The following is a 15,518-nucleotide window of genomic DNA, read 5'->3' on the forward strand; positions in this document are numbered from 1 at the left end:
GGATGACCCCGACGCCTGCGTGAGGCCCTTGGATTCCTTCCGTCAGGGGCCTCACGCATGCCTCGCGAGACCGCACAGCACCAGCCCGGAGGATGGAACCTATGAAAGATGAACCCACCTACCCCTACCTCGCGGCGCTGAACGAACGGCTCAGTCTGGAATGCGGATGCCGGCGATGAGTTGCTTGTGTGTCGAGTTCAGTGACTTCTCGTTCTGTGCATAGGCAACGGTCTCGGCAGCGATGACGCGGGAGTCGTCGGCGATGTAGCGAAAGGCGCCGACGGGGCTATCAGGACCGCCCTCCTTGGTGGACAGGCGGAGTTCGAGAGTCGGGTGGCCATCGAATTCGGTCTCGCGTGTGCTGGACTTGATTGCCACGTTGCCAGAATTCTTGCGGAAGGAATCAGTCCCTCCCTTGGCGGTTTCGTGCAGGCCCTCCATCGTTGGGGTTTCTGGGAGATCGCAGACGGCGAAGACCACGTGCGTGTCGGCCGTGAGGGCCGAGTACATTCGACAGTGCGGGTCATTGGATTCAGTGACCTTGACCTCTCCCGGAAGCCGGGCTGTGACGCCACTCGGGGGGTCAGTAACCTCCGCCCATTCCACGGCGGGGATGTTAATGCCGGCGGCAACCGTGGATGCTGCGGCGTGGTGTGGCATCGCTGCGGCAGTCAATGCGTCGCCGGGAATCAGTACACCTCCTGCAGCCAGGGCTACCGAGGAGCCGTACATCAGCAGGCGCTGCGGCAAAGAGCGACATTGCCAGCGGACAGATACCACAACTCCAGGTTTCACCAAAGCGGAATCACTGGCAAGCCGAAGCGCCTGCGGCAACGGTGAGTTACCGCCCCAATCAGCCAGGGCCTCTCTGGGGATCACGGACAGACCGCCGGGGAGACCGTTTCTTCCGTGTACGGGTCCGGGAGGTCCGTTGTTCCCCGAGCCGGTGAGGGGCTGACCGCATCGAGGATGCGCCGGGCGCGGGGGCGGGCTTCACTGGAAGAAGCCGCTGGAAGAGGCTCGGCGATGAGCATGGACAGCGTCTTCAACAGCCCCTGGACGCGCAAGCACGACAACCCCAGGACAGCTCACACCCCAGAAGCTCCCACAATCGGCTATCCCAAGTCGCTGCCGGAACTGATCGAGCTGTGCAGACACCATCCGCCCGGCCAGCGGCTGAAGGCAGCGGGCTCCCACTGGGCGCTTTCGGAGGCAGCCGTCAGTGACGACACGTTCATCGAGACGAACGATCCGCGCAACGTCCACGTCGCCCTGGAAGGCGGGCCCGGCCTCGGTCACCCCCAGGTGCAGCGGGTAGTCGCAGCGGTCTGCCAGCAGCCGGTTCGCCGCGACCATGGTGCGCGGGTCGTGATGCTTGACCGCGATCTTGAGGTCGGTGAAGCCGTGCTCCTCGAACAGGGAGCACTCCCACAGCGCGGAGTTCACCAGCGCCTCGGCGGTGGCCCGGCCGTACTCGGCGAGGAGGCGCGCATCCAGGGAACCGGCGTTGACCCCGATGCGGATCGGCACACCGGCGGCGGACGCGGCCTCGGCGATCTCGCCGACCCGGTCGTCGAACCGTTTGATGTTGCCCGGGTTGACGCGCACGGCCGCACAGCCGGCATCGATCGCGGCGAAGACGTAGCGGGGCTGGAAGTGGATGTCGGCGATCACCGGGATCGGCGATTTCGCGGTGATCCGGGGCAGCGCCTGGGCGTCGTCGGCGGAGGGGACGGCGACCCGGACGATGTCGCAGCCGGCGGCGGTCACTTCGGCGATCTGCCGCAAGGTGGCGTCCACGTCGGCGGTGATCGTGGTGGTCATGGTGTGCACCGAGACGGGTGCGCCACCACCTACGGCTACCGAGCCGACCTGAATCTGCCGGGTACGGCGGCGTGAGGGGTTCGCCGGGGGCGGGGTGGGCAGGCCGAGGTCGATCGCGGTCAGGGTGTCGCTCCGGGGGTGTCGAGGCGCGGGGCCATGGCCGGGCGGTGGCCGCGAAGAGCGCTCAGGACGGTGCATACGAGACCTGCGGCGTCCAATCCGGCATCGGCGAGCAGCGCGGTGCGGGAGCCCTGGGGATGAAGGCGCGGGGCAGGCCGAGGGCGTGGACCGGGGTGGTCACGCCCGCGTCCAGGCACAGTTGAGCCAGTGCCGCACCCACCCCGCCGGTGCGTTGCAATTCCAGGAGGCCAGCCATGCGGTGGTGAGGGGAGGGAAAGCCGCACCGGACACGTTGAACGTGTTGAAGGGGCATTTCGGTGCGGCTTGCGCTTTCCGTTGCGTCAACTCCTACGGTCACTGGTGTGGCCGGACGGACCGGCCCGGCGAGGAAAGGTGCGGCCATGGCCTGGTCGATCGCGGATGTGGCTCGGATGTCCGGGGTGACGTCCCGGACCCTGCGCCACTACGACGAGATCGGATTGCTGGTTCCCGCGTACATCGGCGGCAACGGCCATCGCTACTACGAGCAGGCCGGACTGCTGCGGCTGCAGCAGATCCTGCTGCTGCGGGAACTGGGCCTCGGGCTGCGGGAGATCACGGCGGTCCTGGAGCGCCAGATAGACCAGGCGGCCGCGCTGCGCGAGCACCAGCGCAGGCTGCTGGCCGAGCGGGACCGCCTCGATGTGCTCGCCCGCACGGTCGCCCGCACCATCGCCGAACTGGAGGAGGACGAGGAGACACCCGACATGGGAACGATCGACAAACCGGAGAATTTGTTCGCGGGCTTCGACACCGCCCGCTACGAGTCGGCCGCGCGCGAGCAGTGGCCCGACCAGGCGCAGCAGTCGGCGCGGTTCGCCGCCACGCTCACTGAGGTGGAGATGGAGCGGCTGCAGGGCGAGGCGACCGCGGCCATGGTCCGTATGGCCGAGTTCATGCAGGCCGCCACACCGGCGGCCGATCCCGCCGTGCAGGCCGAGGTCGACATGCATTACCAGGGCATCTGCCGGATGTGGACCCCGGACGCGGCCGCGTTCAAGGCCCTGGGGCAGAACTACGTCGACGACGCGCAGTGGCGTGCGGCCTACGACCAGGTCGCTGCCGGGTTGGCCGAATACCAGCGGGACGCCATCGTCGCCTACGCCGACGCCAGGCTGAGCTGACCGGTCACCGGCTGCTGGGGGCTGCAGACCCCAGCAGTCTGGCGCCTTCCGCCCCGCTTCCCCCCTCCACTCGCTCCCCTCTCCTGGCAGCGTCTCCCGTGCGGTGCGGCGCCGCCCCGAAGCGGCTCCACCCGCGCTGACAGCCCGTCACCCGGGGCGACGGCGTGTGCCCGCCACCCCGGCTACGCCCACGCTTGGGACCGCGTCATCACGCAGTGGCTTCAGCACGTCGCTCGTAACGTGAGCGTGCGAGGTGATAGGCCGCATGCAGCAGCTCACGGGTCGCCGCTTCAGTGCGCTCGCCCGGGTTCACCACTGCCAGCCAGCCGACGGCGCCGTAGACGGGGTGTGCGATCACGGTGTCGGTGGTGCCGGGGTCGATCTCGGTGGTGGCTGGGTCGCGTGGCGCGTGGCCGGTCCACCGGATGAACGCTTCCTTCCCGGCAGCGATGTTCACACGGAAGGTGCCCGCTCGGTCCAGACGGGATGCCTCGTCGCCGGGGTAGTCCTTGGTCACGATCGTCGCGAACGGCTGGGTTGCTGTCGGGGCGACGCCGTCAGGTGCGTAGTGGAAGAACGTGTCGCCCCAGCTGATTTCCGGCGAGCCGTCGCCGGGTTCCGGCCTCATGGTCAGGACGCCGTCGAGGCCGTCCACGAAGCTGATGATCTCGTCCATGGTCAGGTGCTCGTCTGTGGTCATGTGCTCTAGCGTTGCATTGAAGTGCTTGTGGAGACTTTGGAGCGGAGGCGGAGGGGTTTAGGGTGTCAAGTCTCAAATCGGGGGAGATGCGTACCGCCGATGTCGCGCGGCGTGCCGGGTACTCCGTTCAACAGATTCGCAATCTCGAGCGCGACGGTGTGCTTCCGCCGGCGACGCGCACAGCCACGGGCTACCGCATCTATGGGGAGATGCATCTGCAGTCCGCGCTGGCCTATCGCGCCCTCGCGGCCGGCGCGGGTCCGACCGGGGCCAAGGAGATCGTTCGGGCCGTCCACCAGGTGCCCACTTCGCGGGCTCTCGCCCTTCTCGACGCGGCGCACGCCCGGCTCGACACGGAGCGCACGGAACTGAGCCGGGCCAGGGAGGCCGCCGAGGCGATCTCCAGCGAGCCGATCGACGACGTACGCGCGTCGGACTCGATGGACGTGTCCGAACTCGCCGCCGCCCTCGGCGTGCGTCCTTCGACATTGCGGCACTGGGATGCGGAGGATCTCGTCGTCCCGGATCGCGACCCCGTGCGCGGAACGCGTCGATACACCCCAGCTCAGGTGCGGGATGCGCGGATCGTCCACCAACTGCGCAAAGCGGGCTACCGCATCGCACCCCTCCGGGCCCTCATGCCGGACCTACGGCGCGCCCGCCGATTGGAGGATGTCGCCTCCGCGCTGGCTGCCCGAGAGGCCGACATCGCGGCTCGTTCCGAGGCCCTGCTTGACGGTGCCGTCGCGCTCGGTGCGGTGTTCTCCCTGCGCAGGGGAGCGACCTGATCGCCAGGACCGTCGGATCGGAGATGACCGCGGTAGCAGCCGGACGCGACGTCCGGAAACCGATGGCGCATCAGCATCACGCGGATCTTGCATGTGGGGCAAGATCGGCCTCCGATCCGTAGGGGGCGTCGGGGATGAGTTACGACCTGCAAGCAGTGATCGCTGACGTGGAGGTGCTCCGCGGCGCGGCGCGGGACCTGCCTGCTGCTCGGCTGGCGTCGCTCGGACAGGGCCTCTCGCTCATGCCGATGACAGACGCGCTGTTCGATCTCGTGGCAGACGGCAGCGATGTCGGCACGTTGGGCTTCTGGCGGTTGCCGGGCGGGTTCGAGAGGACCCTCGCCGACTGGTCGACCGGTGGGCCGGTGGCCTACGTGGAGGCCGAGTACTTCGGGGGTGTGGGCGAGCAGCGTGCTGCCGTGTGGGACGGGGGCACCATCGTGCTGGGGCCGCTCCAGGTGGAGGGGCCGGGTTTCGCGCCTGCCGGCAGCCCGATCTCTCAGGCACTGCGGCGGCTGGGCGTGATGGCAAGTGTCGGCGAGGACGAGTTCTCATGCGTGGGATTGGGCCGACATCGACACGGCGAGGCGTGGATTCCCTGACGCCCGACTTCGGAAATGCCGTGCTCACGCGGCAGTTGCGCCCCGGTCGGCGGTGCCCCGGTCGGTGTGGACGCGATCGGGGGTGTGGGCATGGTTGCGGGCGGGCCGGGGCTGTTCGCGCTTCCCCAGGCGCTGAACGGCCGCCGGCCGCACGCGCCGCGCGCTACGCGTCCTCGGCGAGGATCCGCTCCACTGCGGGGGAGCGGGGCCGGAAGACGTCGAGGAGGCCGATGGTGCGCAGGACGGGAGCGAGTTCTCGCATCTGCGTGACGACGGCTGCGTGCTCGGGAGTGCCCTCGGTGAGGTCGTCCAGTCGTAGGGCGTTGGCGACGAATGCAGCCACCGAGCCCTTGCGGACGGTCTGCCCGTTGATCGCGGTCGAGTCGACGCCCTCGGGCAGAACGTCTTCGGGGCGTACGGCGGGCTGCTGCGGGTGCGACGACGAATGCGACATGACTGTCCTTTGCATTTTGCGTGTTGGATGCACGTGCTTTCTGCACGCATTTGAAGGTAGCAGGACTCCGTGCTTTTTGCACGTATCATCGAGGTGTGAGTGAAACGACAGGTAACAGCACGTCCGCCGCCCGCGTGGCCGCCGCCATCGGGGCGCTGACCCTGCGGGCCACCCGTGTCGGGCTCTACGGCCGGTTGACCTCCGGGGTGGAGGGCGTGGACGCCACGACCTACCCGGTGTTGTCCGGGCTCGCTCGCGTGGGCCCCGTCACCGCCACCAAACTCGCCGAGGCGATCGGGATGGACCGCACCGTCACCACCCGCTATGCGACCAGGTTGCAGGAGGCCGGGCTGATCGTCCGTCACCCCGACCCTGCTGACGCCCGTGCTACCAGGCTTGACCTCACGGTTGAAGGTGAGCGGGCGGTCACGGCGTTGCGAGGGGCGATGGAGTCCTTCCTGGCCGAGGAGATGGCGACGTGGCCGCCGGGTGAGGCCGCTGCCTTCGCCATGCGCCTGGAGCGTCTGACGGAGGCGCTCGCTCAGGGTGAGGCGGACCGTTCGCGCTGATGCGGGTCACGGGCTTCACGGGGGGCGCCGGAGTACGGGCCACCGAGTGGCCTTCGGCGTCAGTCCCGGGCGGTAGCCTGCACGCCATGCACGCCATGCACGCCATGCACGCCATGCACGTGGGTACCGGACTCGGGAGGGATGGGCACGGCGGCTCCGTCATCCGCCGCCGGCGGCCTGGCGCTGTTCGAAGGCTTCGATCAGTTTCCCCAGGTCGTTCGACTCAGCAGCGGTGCCCACCCAGGTGCCGGCCTCGGTCCACACCGGCACCTGGCTGGTCTCTCTGTGTCGAGAATGCAGATATACGGGCCGCACCGCTCAACGACGGCCGTAGCCACGGCGGCTGGGTCCGTCAGGAGTGAGGTGCTGGCGAGGACTTCGAGCTGACCGACGGACAGCCACATCGGCTCGTCCGGTGTGCGCGGCAGCCGCAGGTAGCCGGTGGCGCGCAGCTGGAATCGCGCCGTCGACCCGTTCAGGTCGCCGGGCACGGCCTCTTCGTCCAGGAAGCCGTCCAGGGCTATCGCGTCGCCCATGGTCAGCTGGCCTTCGTGCCCGGTGGCGGATCTGTCGTCAGGCGGTCCGGGCCTGGCGGCGATATCCGCCGGGGGCCAGGCCGTACTCGCGTTTGAAGGCTTTCGCGAAGGCGAACTCGGAGCTGTATCCGGCTTGCGCGGCGACAGCGATCAGTGGGTTGTCGGACTCGCGCAGCAGTCGGGCCGCGGTCGTCATGCGCCAACGGGTCAGATAGGCCATGGGCGGCTCGCCGACAAGCGCTGCGAACCGCCGCGCGAAGGCCGCCCGCGAGAGCCCGGCCCGATCGGCCAGCGACTCGACGGTCCACGGGGCCGAGGGGTCCCCGTGGATGGCCGCCAGCGCCGGGGCGACCGCCGAGTCGCCGAGCGCCGCGGCCCAGCCCCGCGCGGCGGCCGGGGGCTGGTCCTCCAGCCAGGCGCGCAGGATGTAGAGCAGTAGCGAGTCGATCAGCGTGGGGACGATGCCGGCCGATCCGATCCGTGGGTTCTCCAGCTCCATCCCGAGCAGTTGGACGGCGGCGCTCAGCTCGGGGTGGCGGCCGTGCCGTGTCCTTAGATGGATCACCTCGGGCAGCTGCCGCACCAACGGGTGCGGCCGCCCCTGGTCCAAGTGGTAGTTGCCGCACAGCAGGCTGGTCAGCGCGCCGTCGCCGCCCAGCTTCACCGTGCCGACCGGCGATCCCGGGCGGAACTGCTCGGGCCTCTCCACCTCGGCCGGTGTGGACGGATGGTCGGCGAGGATGTGGCCACGGCCGTCGCGCAGGAAGACCACATCACCCGGACTCAGGGCGATCGGCTCCGTGTGGGGCGGGGCATTCTCCAGGGGCACCAGCCAGCACGTTCCGTACAGCACTACGTGGAAGCCGGCCCCTGCGACGCACGGAAGCCGAAGCCCCCAGGGGGCACGGCCGTCGGTGCGGACGGACGTGGGAAGCCCGGTCCGCATCGAACTCAGCGCCTCGGTCAGGATGTCCACGCCCTCACCCTATGGTGAGCACGACCTTGCCCTGCACCCGCCCGGATCCGACCAGTTCGTGCGCCTTGCCCGCCTCTTCGAGCGGGAAGGTCTCCTGTACATGGGGCCGGATCCGTCCCGCATCGATCAGCGCGGCGATCGCCTCCAGCGACGCGTAGTCGGGCTCGACCGACACGCCTGCGAAGTTCCGCCCCGCCGCCTCGACTTCGGCCGCCAACTCCTGGTTCCAGTGCTCCATGATGCTCACCAGCGTGCCGCCGGGTCGCAGCACCCTCAGCGAACGCGAACCCTGGGCGTTCGAGTCGAAGACGATATCGAGATCATGTACCGCATCAGCGAAGTCGGTAACCCGGTAGTCGATCACCTCATCCGCCCCGAGGCTCCGTACGAACTCGTGCCGCGTCTCACTCGCCAACGCGATCACATGCGCGCCCCGCGCCTTGGCGATCTGCACCGCGAAGTGCCCGACTCCCCCGGCGGCGCGGTGGATCAGCACCCGGTCGCCGGCCTTCACCCCCGCCGCGTCCACCAGCCCCTGCCAAGCCGTCAGCGCGGCCAGCGGCACAGCGGCGGCCTGCACATGGTCGAGCGAGGCGGGCTTGCGGGCGACCTGCCGCGAGGGTGCGGCGACGTACTCGGCATACCCGGTCGCGGCACGCGGGAAGAACGGCATCCCGAACACCTCGTCCCCCACCTTGAACCGGGCTCCCGGACCGACCTCCTCCACGACTCCGGAGATGTCCCAACCCACACCGAAACTCGGCTCGCCCAGCAGCGGATAGGCTCCCGACCTGACGGCAACGTCCACGGGGTTCACGCCACTGGCCCGAACGCGGATGAGCACCTCTCCGCCGAGGGGCTCGGGCCGGTCGATGTCGACGGTCTCCAGGACCTCGGGTCCACCGAAGGAATTCTGGACAACAGCACGCATGGGAACTCTCCCTTGTCGTTTGGGTTGATGCCCTCAACGTTAGGGAGATCGAATGAGCTGCGTAATGGTCTACCGTCTCGGAAACATGTCCCATCGTCTTCCGCCTGGATACTCTCAACCTTCCTCGCCCAGCCGCCGGCACGCGGGGCGACCACCGCGGGGCCGCGGTCGTTCCGGTTGATCGAGTTGCTGTATGACGACGTGGAACGCCATGGGGAGGCGATCCGGTCGCGGCTGGAGCTGGCGGCCGGTGACGTGCTGGCCGACGGCAAGTTCGAGCTGGTGCAGGAGAACGGGCTGACGCTGGAGGTCGATTGGGGGGCCGGCGGAGAATATGCCGATGGCCGCGCGGCCGTGGTCGGATCCGGCGTCCGATCCGATCGCTGATGAGCTGCGGTGGATTCAGCACCTGGACGACATTGGTGCCCCGGAGCCGGGGCTGGTGATCACCAGCCGGAAGGCGTTCAGCTACCTGCCGGCGAACAATTCCTAAAGGGCGACGTACTACGGCAGCGTGAACCCGTCGACGACGCCGACAGCGACGCTCACCCCGCAGCAGGTCAACGTGGTGCGCGGCAACGGGGCGCCGTGGCCGGCCCTCGCCCGGGAGACGTGGCGCCCCGACATCCGGGCCGCCGTGCTGGCCAACCAGCGGATCGGCATCCACCGCAAGCTGATGAAGACCGCGGCCGCCGCCGACCTGTACCCGGTCGCGATCGGCACCGACGCCATCGTCTCTCCCTCGCCCGGCCCGTCCCCACTGGACGTCCTTCCGCACACCCCGGAAGGCAAGCCGGCGCCGGGCACGTTCCGCCTCGGGGTCTCGCCCGGGATGGTCAAGCACCAGGGCACCCGGACCGTTCTGTGGGCCGAGGAGCATTTCGAGGAGCGCGGCGGCGTCTGCAACGTCGCCAACCTGATCAAGAACGACCCGACGGCCGGAGAAGGCGAGTAGGTCATGGCGGACTCGGTCGGGGACAGCCTGGACCGTGCGCTGGAGGGGGCGTTCACCCGTCCCATTCCCAAGACGCCCAGGCGCAGATGAAGTACCTGGTCAAGCAGCTCAAGGGCACCAAGCCGGTCGCGGAGGTGCTCGGGGTCTCCCAGCGCACCGTGGAGTGGTACGGGCGCCGACCTTCGCGGCGCGCGACTCTCCTTGCTTGATGGTTGGTTTCACCATTTTCCCTCGGCCACAGCACGGCCACCCTCGCCGTCGCGGCGGTCAGCGTCTCATCACGAAGAGGGTCATCGAGGCGACGAGGAGCTGTTCTGCTCCGGTCCTTGCTCTGTGTCTGTGGTGGTACGTGCGATCAGTCGTTCGTAGCGCTGTCTGGCGGCTTGAGGGGTGCCGAGCCCGAGGCTGAATGCGATCTCCGGCCAGGTCATGCCGCGGCCCCGTGCCATCTGGAGGAGCCCGGCTTCCAGCTCGTCCATCTCGCCGCGAGCCAGTGGCACGAGGCTCAAGGCGGCGGTGATATCGGTGTGGTCCACCTCTGGCTCGCCGTCCTCGAGCCGTGCGGCTCCGCTGAGCAGGAACGATACGAGCCTGATGGCTTCGTGCGGCCCGAGGGTGGACGGGTGGATCTGTCGGCGGCGTTGCTCGTCGGTGGCCGCGTGTCGCTCGGAGATGCGGAACAGGGACGCATATACACGGTGCGCACGCGCCTGGTCCGGATGCGGGGGCGTGAAGGGGTCGGCGGGCTGATCGGGAGTTGATGCCATGTACCCAGGATGAGGTGGCTCACTAATTGTTGTCAACGAATAATTGTGAACAGAATGTTTGCTGGCTCGTCAAGGCCCGTGTGAACATTGACAGTTCGCCGCTGCCCTGGAGGTCGTCGCCACCAATGGCCCGTCCCTCGGTGGGGGGCGTACGACGGGGGAGCTGCGGGAGACCCACCTCGCCCGTCGCCCATCTTGCTGCCCAGTGTCTGGCAGTCGCCTGATGGCCTGTCAGTACCGCCCATGTCGCGCCACCGGCACCGCGTCTTCGTGGGAGCGATGGAGCGACGAGCAGGGCAGCATCTGCACGCCTGCTGCTGCCCGTGCGTAAGGGACCGCAGTGGCGGACCGAAATAGCGGGTCGCGGAAGTTGAGCCAGAACCCGAAGTCGTGAACAAGCGCTGCTCAAGCTCGTGAACGACGCCAGCTCGTGAGCAACGTCAGCTGGTGGAGGCAGGCGGGGTGGGGGAAGGGCTCGAGAGGGGGCTGCGCCAGTTCGGTGAGCGGCCGAGCGCCGCCAGGATCTTCTCCAGTGGGTTGGTGTCTTCGTTCGCGCTCAGTCCCGGCCGAAAGGCACTGCCTGGGGCGAGGCGGGAGTCGTCGTCCGGGACGGCGCGGGCTATCGGCAGTGCGGCCTGGAGAAGTTCGGAGCCGGGTGCGTACGTGAGGTCCAGCGTGCGGGCGACGTCCCAGCTGTGCACCACGTAGTCGATGAGGTGGAAGCCGATCGCGCGGGCTGCGGGGAAGGTCCGGTTGAGGGTGAATTCGGGGAGCGCGAACTCGCGGTCGGGGCTCTCCAGGTTCGTGAACGCGGCGATGACGTGCTCGGCGGCGTCGACGTATTCCGTGACGGGATCCTCGCCGAGCGGCCGGACCGACCAGTGCGACAGGTCCTGCCCGTGTCCGAGCGCCGCCGCCGCGAACCCGTGGTGCTGGGCCGTCATATGGGCGAGCAGATCCGACAGTGTCCACGCCGAGCAGGGCGTTGGCTTGCGGAGATCGCCGGGGGTCGTCCGGCGTACCAGGTTCACGCTGTCCCGTACCGCCTGGGCGTTGAGACGCCTCAGGCGCGCGAAGTCCGCGCGCGGTGTGGACGCACCTTCGTTATTCATATGCATATGCTTACGATCTGTGTGAGCACATGAATTGTCAACGGGTATTTTCTTGACCATGGCCGAGAGCGCAGCCGACAGCGGCACCACATCCAAGGGGCGGCCGACCCGTCCCGATCTGGCGGCGATGATCGTGCCCCTGGGCCGTGCGCTCATGGCAGCGGAGCAGCCCATCCTCGACGCGCACGGCCTGACGATGTGGGCGTACTCGGTACTGCTGCACCTCGACGAGTCACCGATCCGTACGCAAGCGGCGCTGGCCGAGGCCATCCGGGCGGACAAGACCCGGATCATCCCCGTCCTCGACGACCTGGAGGCCAGGGAGCTGATTTGCCGTCAGCCGGATCCCAAGGACCGGCGGGTTCGTCTGCTGTCGCTCACCGCTGCGGGCAGGCGGCTGCGGGATGCGGTACAGGCCGCGATCCAGCGAGGCGAGGAGCAACTGCTCACCCAGCTGCCGGCCGCCGACCGCGCCGGCTTCCTGAAGGCGCTGCAGACGCTGTCCGAGCTGCCGGAACTGACGTCGCGGAAGACGGGGCGGGGCTCGCCGCAATCCTCTCCTGGGCCCGGCCCTGACCCTGGCCAGAGAGGCAGCTCCTAACGACCTCGTGCATGCGGGGCCGCTTCGGCCATCGGGGAGTCGGGGAGGGACGGACCGATCCCGGTGCTGATCTGAGAGACAGGGGGCAGGGGGCAGGGGGGCAGGCCGCAGGGACCGGTCGATGACGTTTGGGCTCAGGCGGGAATGTCGGTCAGCTGAGGTAGTTCGCCCGCCCTTCGTCGTCGAGCTCGAAGGGGCCGTCGGGGATGATGCAGAACTCGTTGCCCTCGGGGTCGGCCATCACCAGGAACCCTCCGTCGGCGTACTGCTCCAGCCGGTGCCCGCCGAGCGCCTCGACTCGCTGCTGCTCGGCGGCCGGGTCGGGCGAGGCGATGTCGAAGTGCATGCGGTTCTTGCCGGATTTGGGTTCGGCGGTCTGCTGGAACCCCAGACCCAGGCCGTTCTCGCGCCGCAGCCATACGTACGGTCCCGTGCGGCCCACGACCGGTCGGCCGAGCAGCTCGGACCAGAACGCGGCAAGCCGCGCGGGGTCGGTGGCATCGACGATGAGGGCATTGATCCGCATAGGTGAGTCCGCCATGCCCCGATCCTCTCCGGCGCGCGGGGCCGCGCATGGCGCCACGACCTGCGCCGTCGCCGTGGTGACTGAGCGCCGCACTGAGCACCACACCTGGCCCGCTTGGCCAAGTACGCGGCTCACCTCATGTACCGCTGGAGAGAGCGGTCGGGCCCGGATTCGGCGTCGTGTGCCCTCGGCCCGAGCTGCCGGCGGTACGGCCAAGCGCGGTGCGGAACCGTTCGCGCCCCGCCTCGGCACTCGCTCCTCACAGCCCCGCGGCGTCACCGGACACCGAGCGGGCCTGGAGTCCGTGCTCCTGCGCACGGAAGCCGGCGCCGACCACGTTCTGGTCCAGCATCCCCATCGCGGTGAGCGCCGCGTGGCCGCAGGACACCGCGTCAGCCGGGCTCCCGGAGTCGTTGGCCAGCAGGGCGTAACGCAGGACAAGGGCGGCGAAGAAGGTGTAGGTACCGGCGACGTCGGTGACCTCCTCGTCGCGCGGCTGCAGCTCGGGGAACCGCTCCAGCGCACGTACGCGCTCCGCGGCGTCGGAGAGCGGGCGGTCGGCATACCAAAGGTCGCATACGGACTCCGCGTAGAAATCCACGTCGGTCTCCCGGCCCGCTGCGCCGGCCCGCAGTCCCACAAACAGCGGTGCCATGCGTTCGGCGCAGGCGGCTACGTACAGACGGACCGTCGCTCCGTCCCCGCCGCGAAGTACCGCCATGACGGCCTCGTCGACCAACGTCTCCACGGCTCTCCACCTCTCCTGTGATCCGCCCGCACGGGCCACATGCTCGCAGGAGGCGAGCCCGCTCCAGCGCCTGGGGCAACCAGCATCGCGACAGGCCGACGCAACGCTCCCCGCCGATGTCGAGACGTTGATCGAATGGCACTGCGGCGGACCGAAGGTTCGGCCGAGGGAGCGCGTCCGGCGAGTCATCACGACCTGGTGCCGCCTCGACGAGAATCTCCTGCCGTTACTGGTTGTCTCATGGGGATGAGCGGACACATGGCGGAGTCGTTGTCGTTAGAGCGGTCGTTTCCCGATATCTGGATGCTGGTGCGTGCCCATCCGGCTGAGCCGGTGGGGGCGACACGTGCTCTGGCCGATGCGCTGACCGCGGCGTACGGCTCGCGCTTCGCCGTCTGGCACACGGACGAGCTCCTCCTCGGCGTCCGCGACGGAAGGTTGAGCCTGCGCACGCTGGTCGGAGAGGAGATGCCCGCCCCGAAGGTCGTATGCGTACGACAGGTACCCGGCTCGATGCACCACGACCGCGAAGTGACGCTCCTGCGGCACTTGGAGCGCATGGGGAGCACGCTCCTCAACTCACTCGAATCGCAGATCACCTGCCGGAACAAGTTCTGGCAGCTGCAAGAACTGGCCGCGGCCGGCCTTCCGGTGCCCGCGTCGCTCTCCTACGCCACGGCACCGCTGAACGGCGTCGTCCGCACCCCAGGCCTTGACGTGCCCTGCGTGGTCAAGCCCGTCAACGGCTACCAGGGCCGCCAGGTGTCCCTTGTCCCGGACCTCCCCACGTTGCGTCAGGCGGCCGACGGCGCCGCCCACGACATGCCCCTCCTCTTCCAGGAGTACGTGGCCCCCTCGCACGGACGCGACCTGCGCGTCGTCATCGTGGAGGGCGAACCCGTCGCCGCCGCGGTACGCACCGCGCGCGACGACGCCCTTGCCTCGAACCTCGCCCGAGGCGGCGCCGTCAGCCTCTGCCGAGGCCGCTATCCAGAGGCCGAGTCCCTCGCGGTTCTGGCCGCACGGACGCTGGGCCTGACCATCGCAGGCGTTGACCTCCTCTTCACCGCGACCGGTGCCCACACCATCTGCGAGGTCAACGCGGTCCCAGGCTGGCGCCCGGAGATGACAGCGGTGATTCCCGCCATCACTGCCTGCATCGAGCGCCACCGTCAGATGTCTCAGATGTCCCACCCGTCGGCCACGCCCTAGGTCAAAACATCTGGGCGACTTCGGATGCATTCGGTTCGAGCAAGTGGGGAATGGAAGCGAGATTGGGGGCTCTCGCGGAACCCCACCACCGCGTCGGGAGCGGAAGCCAATGGTTCGGTGTGCCGGTTCGGAGAAGTTGTTTCCGGGAGGGCATCCGGCCGATGGCGCGCGGCGCGTGGAGCCGAGCGCCCATCGCGCGCAAGGAGAATCGGACGAGGCCATGAAGACGGACATCGACAAGATCCGGCGCGTGCATGCAGCAAGTGCGATGCTGCGACCAAAGAGCCGGTCGGCCATCTGCCGCACAACAACCTTCCAGAAATACTCCTGGCAGACAATGGCCGAAAGGCCCGAACCTGTTTCCTGAAATGAGCAACATGGACTTCGAGCTGGACCCACCGAACGGCATCACCGGCTTTCCCCTCGGGGCAGCTGCCGACACCGTACGAGCAGTTGCCGCGGAACTGGGGCAGGTCAAGGTGCGGGATGATGGGTCCGCCGACCCTGTCCACTACATGAAGGTTCTTGCCCTGCATCCGCAGTTCGAGATCGTCTTCCATATCGAAGACGGGAAGACCCTCACTGCTGCCGAGATGTGGATCCCGCGCCCCGGTGTTGAAGAGATCACCGTGCGCTTCCGTGGAATCGATGTCTTCCGGACTCCAGCTCGCGAGCTACTGAAGCAGTTGGAGGGGATGGGCCTGACCGTGCTGGACGAAACTCTCTACGCCTTCGTGCCACAGCTCTCCATGGGCTTCACACGTGTAGCCGGTCATGAAGTCCCCCTCGACACCGATGGCGAGCCGCTCTACTTTCAGGCCATCTTGACCGGTCCCCGCGACTACTACGACTACAGGCTCGCGTAGAGCGGCCGAGACCGGTCCACCTCATGAGTTCAAGAAGCCGTCTCATTGACGCGCGCCCGCCGACAGGC

General features: G+C 68.4%; 20 protein-coding genes and 2 pseudogenes. 11 read left to right on the forward strand and 11 right to left on the reverse strand.

The genetic code is table 11. The features are described from left to right. Positions 1–150: 150 nt before the first annotated feature. The 3 genes and pseudogenes from WAB15_RS36985 to WAB15_RS36995 form a co-directional block, all read right to left on the reverse strand. Positions 151–750: a hypothetical protein gene (locus WAB15_RS36985; protein WP_407288978.1), complete on the reverse strand. Its 600-nt coding sequence runs from the start codon at positions 748–750 to the stop codon at positions 151–153. Positions 751–1,254: 504 nt separating this feature from the next. Continuing rightward, a pseudogene (locus tag WAB15_RS36990) lies at positions 1,255–1,947 on the reverse strand (flavodoxin-dependent (E)-4-hydroxy-3-methylbut-2-enyl-diphosphate synthase); the annotation flags it as partial. Between the two features lie 61 nt (positions 1,948–2,008). After that, on the reverse strand, positions 2,009–2,200 hold the full coding sequence (locus WAB15_RS36995) for a hypothetical protein (protein ID WP_407288979.1): 192 nt from the start codon (positions 2,198–2,200) through the stop codon (positions 2,009–2,011). Between the two features lie 145 nt (positions 2,201–2,345). On the opposite strand from WAB15_RS36995, the gene WAB15_RS37000 reads away from it, so the two are divergent. Next, positions 2,346–3,107 (forward strand): MerR family transcriptional regulator, encoded by a 762-nt coding sequence (locus WAB15_RS37000; protein WP_407288980.1) that lies wholly within the window; start codon positions 2,346–2,348, stop codon positions 3,105–3,107. 208 nt (positions 3,108–3,315) lie between these two features. Here the strand turns inward: WAB15_RS37000 and WAB15_RS37005 are convergent, their stop codons facing one another. Beyond that, a complete protein-coding gene (locus WAB15_RS37005; RefSeq protein WP_407288981.1) occupies positions 3,316–3,807 on the reverse strand; it encodes a DUF6194 family protein in 492 nt (163 codons plus the stop codon). 86 nt (positions 3,808–3,893) lie between these two features. On the opposite strand from WAB15_RS37005, the gene WAB15_RS37010 reads away from it, so the two are divergent. After that, positions 3,894–4,595 (forward strand): MerR family transcriptional regulator, encoded by a 702-nt coding sequence (locus WAB15_RS37010; RefSeq protein ID WP_407288982.1) that lies wholly within the window; start codon positions 3,894–3,896, stop codon positions 4,593–4,595. A gap of 134 nt (positions 4,596–4,729) precedes the next feature. Then, the gene (locus tag WAB15_RS37015; protein WP_407288983.1) at positions 4,730–5,197 is read left to right on the forward strand and encodes a hypothetical protein; all 468 of its coding nucleotides are present in this window, start codon (positions 4,730–4,732) and stop codon (positions 5,195–5,197) included. A gap of 163 nt (positions 5,198–5,360) precedes the next feature. Here WAB15_RS37015 and WAB15_RS37020 read toward each other — a convergent pair whose 3' ends face one another. Continuing rightward, a complete protein-coding gene (locus WAB15_RS37020; protein WP_407288984.1) occupies positions 5,361–5,651 on the reverse strand; it encodes a hypothetical protein in 291 nt (96 codons plus the stop codon). 95 nt (positions 5,652–5,746) lie between these two features. Here WAB15_RS37020 and WAB15_RS37025 point away from each other — a divergent pair, with 95 nt between their 5' ends. Next, a complete protein-coding gene (locus WAB15_RS37025) occupies positions 5,747–6,220 on the forward strand; it encodes a MarR family winged helix-turn-helix transcriptional regulator (RefSeq protein ID WP_407288985.1) in 474 nt (157 codons plus the stop codon). Positions 6,221–6,793: 573 nt separating this feature from the next. On the opposite strand, the gene WAB15_RS37030 is transcribed toward WAB15_RS37025, so the two are convergent. Beyond that, on the reverse strand, positions 6,794–7,732 hold the full coding sequence (locus WAB15_RS37030; protein ID WP_407288986.1) for an AraC family transcriptional regulator: 939 nt from the start codon (positions 7,730–7,732) through the stop codon (positions 6,794–6,796). Positions 7,733–7,736: 4 nt separating this feature from the next. Then, a complete protein-coding gene (locus tag WAB15_RS37035) occupies positions 7,737–8,663 on the reverse strand; it encodes an NADP-dependent oxidoreductase (RefSeq protein ID WP_407288987.1) in 927 nt (308 codons plus the stop codon). 177 nt (positions 8,664–8,840) lie between these two features. On the opposite strand from WAB15_RS37035, the gene WAB15_RS37040 reads away from it, so the two are divergent. The 3 genes and pseudogenes from WAB15_RS37040 to WAB15_RS37050 form a co-directional block, all read left to right on the forward strand. Next, positions 8,841–9,050, forward strand: coding sequence for a hypothetical protein (locus WAB15_RS37040; protein WP_407288988.1), 210 nt, complete (start codon positions 8,841–8,843; stop codon positions 9,048–9,050). 127 nt (positions 9,051–9,177) lie between these two features. Further along, positions 9,178–9,618 carry a hypothetical protein gene (locus WAB15_RS37045; RefSeq protein WP_407288989.1) on the forward strand — a complete coding sequence of 147 codons (441 nt, stop codon included), beginning with the start codon at positions 9,178–9,180 and terminating at the stop codon, positions 9,616–9,618. Positions 9,619–9,621: 3 nt separating this feature from the next. Then, positions 9,622–9,788 (forward strand): annotated as a pseudogene (locus WAB15_RS37050) (XRE family transcriptional regulator); the annotation flags it as partial. Positions 9,789–9,908: 120 nt separating this feature from the next. On the opposite strand, the gene WAB15_RS37055 reads toward WAB15_RS37050, so the two are convergent. Together WAB15_RS37055 and WAB15_RS37060 are read right to left on the reverse strand one after the other, a co-directional pair. Continuing rightward, positions 9,909–10,385, reverse strand: a complete 477-nt coding sequence (locus WAB15_RS37055; protein ID WP_407288990.1) for a DNA-binding protein — start codon at positions 10,383–10,385, stop codon at positions 9,909–9,911. A gap of 440 nt (positions 10,386–10,825) precedes the next feature. Continuing rightward, on the reverse strand, positions 10,826–11,497 hold the full coding sequence (locus WAB15_RS37060) for a TIGR03086 family metal-binding protein (protein WP_407288991.1): 672 nt from the start codon (positions 11,495–11,497) through the stop codon (positions 10,826–10,828). A gap of 58 nt (positions 11,498–11,555) precedes the next feature. Here WAB15_RS37060 and WAB15_RS37065 point away from each other — a divergent pair, with 58 nt between their 5' ends. Beyond that, entirely contained in the window at positions 11,556–12,098 is a 543-nt protein-coding gene (locus WAB15_RS37065; protein WP_407288992.1) for a MarR family winged helix-turn-helix transcriptional regulator, read from the forward strand. 151 nt (positions 12,099–12,249) lie between these two features. Here the strand turns inward: WAB15_RS37065 and WAB15_RS37070 are convergent, their stop codons facing one another. Together WAB15_RS37070 and WAB15_RS37075 are read right to left on the reverse strand one after the other, a co-directional pair. Continuing rightward, on the reverse strand, positions 12,250–12,639 hold the full coding sequence (locus WAB15_RS37070) for a VOC family protein (RefSeq protein ID WP_407288993.1): 390 nt from the start codon (positions 12,637–12,639) through the stop codon (positions 12,250–12,252). 244 nt (positions 12,640–12,883) lie between these two features. Next, entirely contained in the window at positions 12,884–13,372 is a 489-nt protein-coding gene (locus tag WAB15_RS37075; protein ID WP_407288994.1) for a hypothetical protein, read from the reverse strand. A gap of 246 nt (positions 13,373–13,618) precedes the next feature. Here WAB15_RS37075 and WAB15_RS37080 point away from each other — a divergent pair, with 246 nt between their 5' ends. From WAB15_RS37080 to WAB15_RS37090, 3 genes are all read left to right on the forward strand, one after another. Beyond that, positions 13,619–14,584, forward strand: coding sequence for a RimK family alpha-L-glutamate ligase (locus tag WAB15_RS37080; RefSeq protein WP_407288995.1), 966 nt, complete (start codon positions 13,619–13,621; stop codon positions 14,582–14,584). 220 nt (positions 14,585–14,804) lie between these two features. Beyond that, complete coding sequence (locus tag WAB15_RS37085; protein ID WP_407288996.1) at positions 14,805–14,951, forward strand: hypothetical protein; 147 nt, start codon at positions 14,805–14,807, stop codon at positions 14,949–14,951. A 10-nt stretch (positions 14,952–14,961) separates the two neighbouring features. Further along, positions 14,962–15,450: a hypothetical protein gene (locus WAB15_RS37090; protein WP_407288997.1), complete on the forward strand. Its 489-nt coding sequence runs from the start codon at positions 14,962–14,964 to the stop codon at positions 15,448–15,450. Positions 15,451–15,518 lie beyond the last annotated feature (68 nt).

The organism is Streptomyces sirii (genome assembly GCF_045690365.1).
In the GTDB taxonomy this organism is placed as follows: domain Bacteria; phylum Actinomycetota; class Actinomycetes; order Streptomycetales; family Streptomycetaceae; genus Streptomyces; species Streptomyces sirii.

Bases quoted from the DNA above. Each gene is read 5' to 3' on its own strand.
- WAB15_RS36995 (WP_407288979.1), bottom strand. From the start codon at position 2,200: ATGGCTGGCCTCCTGGAATTGCAACGCACCGGCGGGGTGGGTGCGGCA.
- WAB15_RS37000 (WP_407288980.1), top strand. From the start codon at position 2,346: ATGGCCTGGTCGATCGCGGATGTGGCTCGGATGTCCGGGGTGACGTCC.
- WAB15_RS37005 (WP_407288981.1), bottom strand. From the start codon at position 3,807: ATGACCACAGACGAGCACCTGACCATGGACGAGATCATCAGCTTCGTG.
- WAB15_RS37010 (WP_407288982.1), top strand. From the start codon at position 3,894: ATGCGTACCGCCGATGTCGCGCGGCGTGCCGGGTACTCCGTTCAACAG.
- WAB15_RS37015 (WP_407288983.1), top strand. From the start codon at position 4,730: ATGAGTTACGACCTGCAAGCAGTGATCGCTGACGTGGAGGTGCTCCGC.
- WAB15_RS37020 (WP_407288984.1), bottom strand. From the start codon at position 5,651: ATGTCGCATTCGTCGTCGCACCCGCAGCAGCCCGCCGTACGCCCCGAA.
- WAB15_RS37035 (WP_407288987.1), bottom strand. From the start codon at position 8,663: ATGCGTGCTGTTGTCCAGAATTCCTTCGGTGGACCCGAGGTCCTGGAG.
- WAB15_RS37055 (WP_407288990.1), bottom strand. From the start codon at position 10,385: ATGGCATCAACTCCCGATCAGCCCGCCGACCCCTTCACGCCCCCGCAT.
- WAB15_RS37060 (WP_407288991.1), bottom strand. From the start codon at position 11,497: ATGAATAACGAAGGTGCGTCCACACCGCGCGCGGACTTCGCGCGCCTG.
- WAB15_RS37065 (WP_407288992.1), top strand. From the start codon at position 11,556: ATGGCCGAGAGCGCAGCCGACAGCGGCACCACATCCAAGGGGCGGCCG.
- WAB15_RS37070 (WP_407288993.1), bottom strand. From the start codon at position 12,639: ATGGCGGACTCACCTATGCGGATCAATGCCCTCATCGTCGATGCCACC.
- WAB15_RS37080 (WP_407288995.1), top strand. From the start codon at position 13,619: ATGAGCGGACACATGGCGGAGTCGTTGTCGTTAGAGCGGTCGTTTCCC.
- WAB15_RS37085 (WP_407288996.1), top strand. From the start codon at position 14,805: ATGAAGACGGACATCGACAAGATCCGGCGCGTGCATGCAGCAAGTGCG.
- WAB15_RS37090 (WP_407288997.1), top strand. From the start codon at position 14,962: ATGGACTTCGAGCTGGACCCACCGAACGGCATCACCGGCTTTCCCCTC.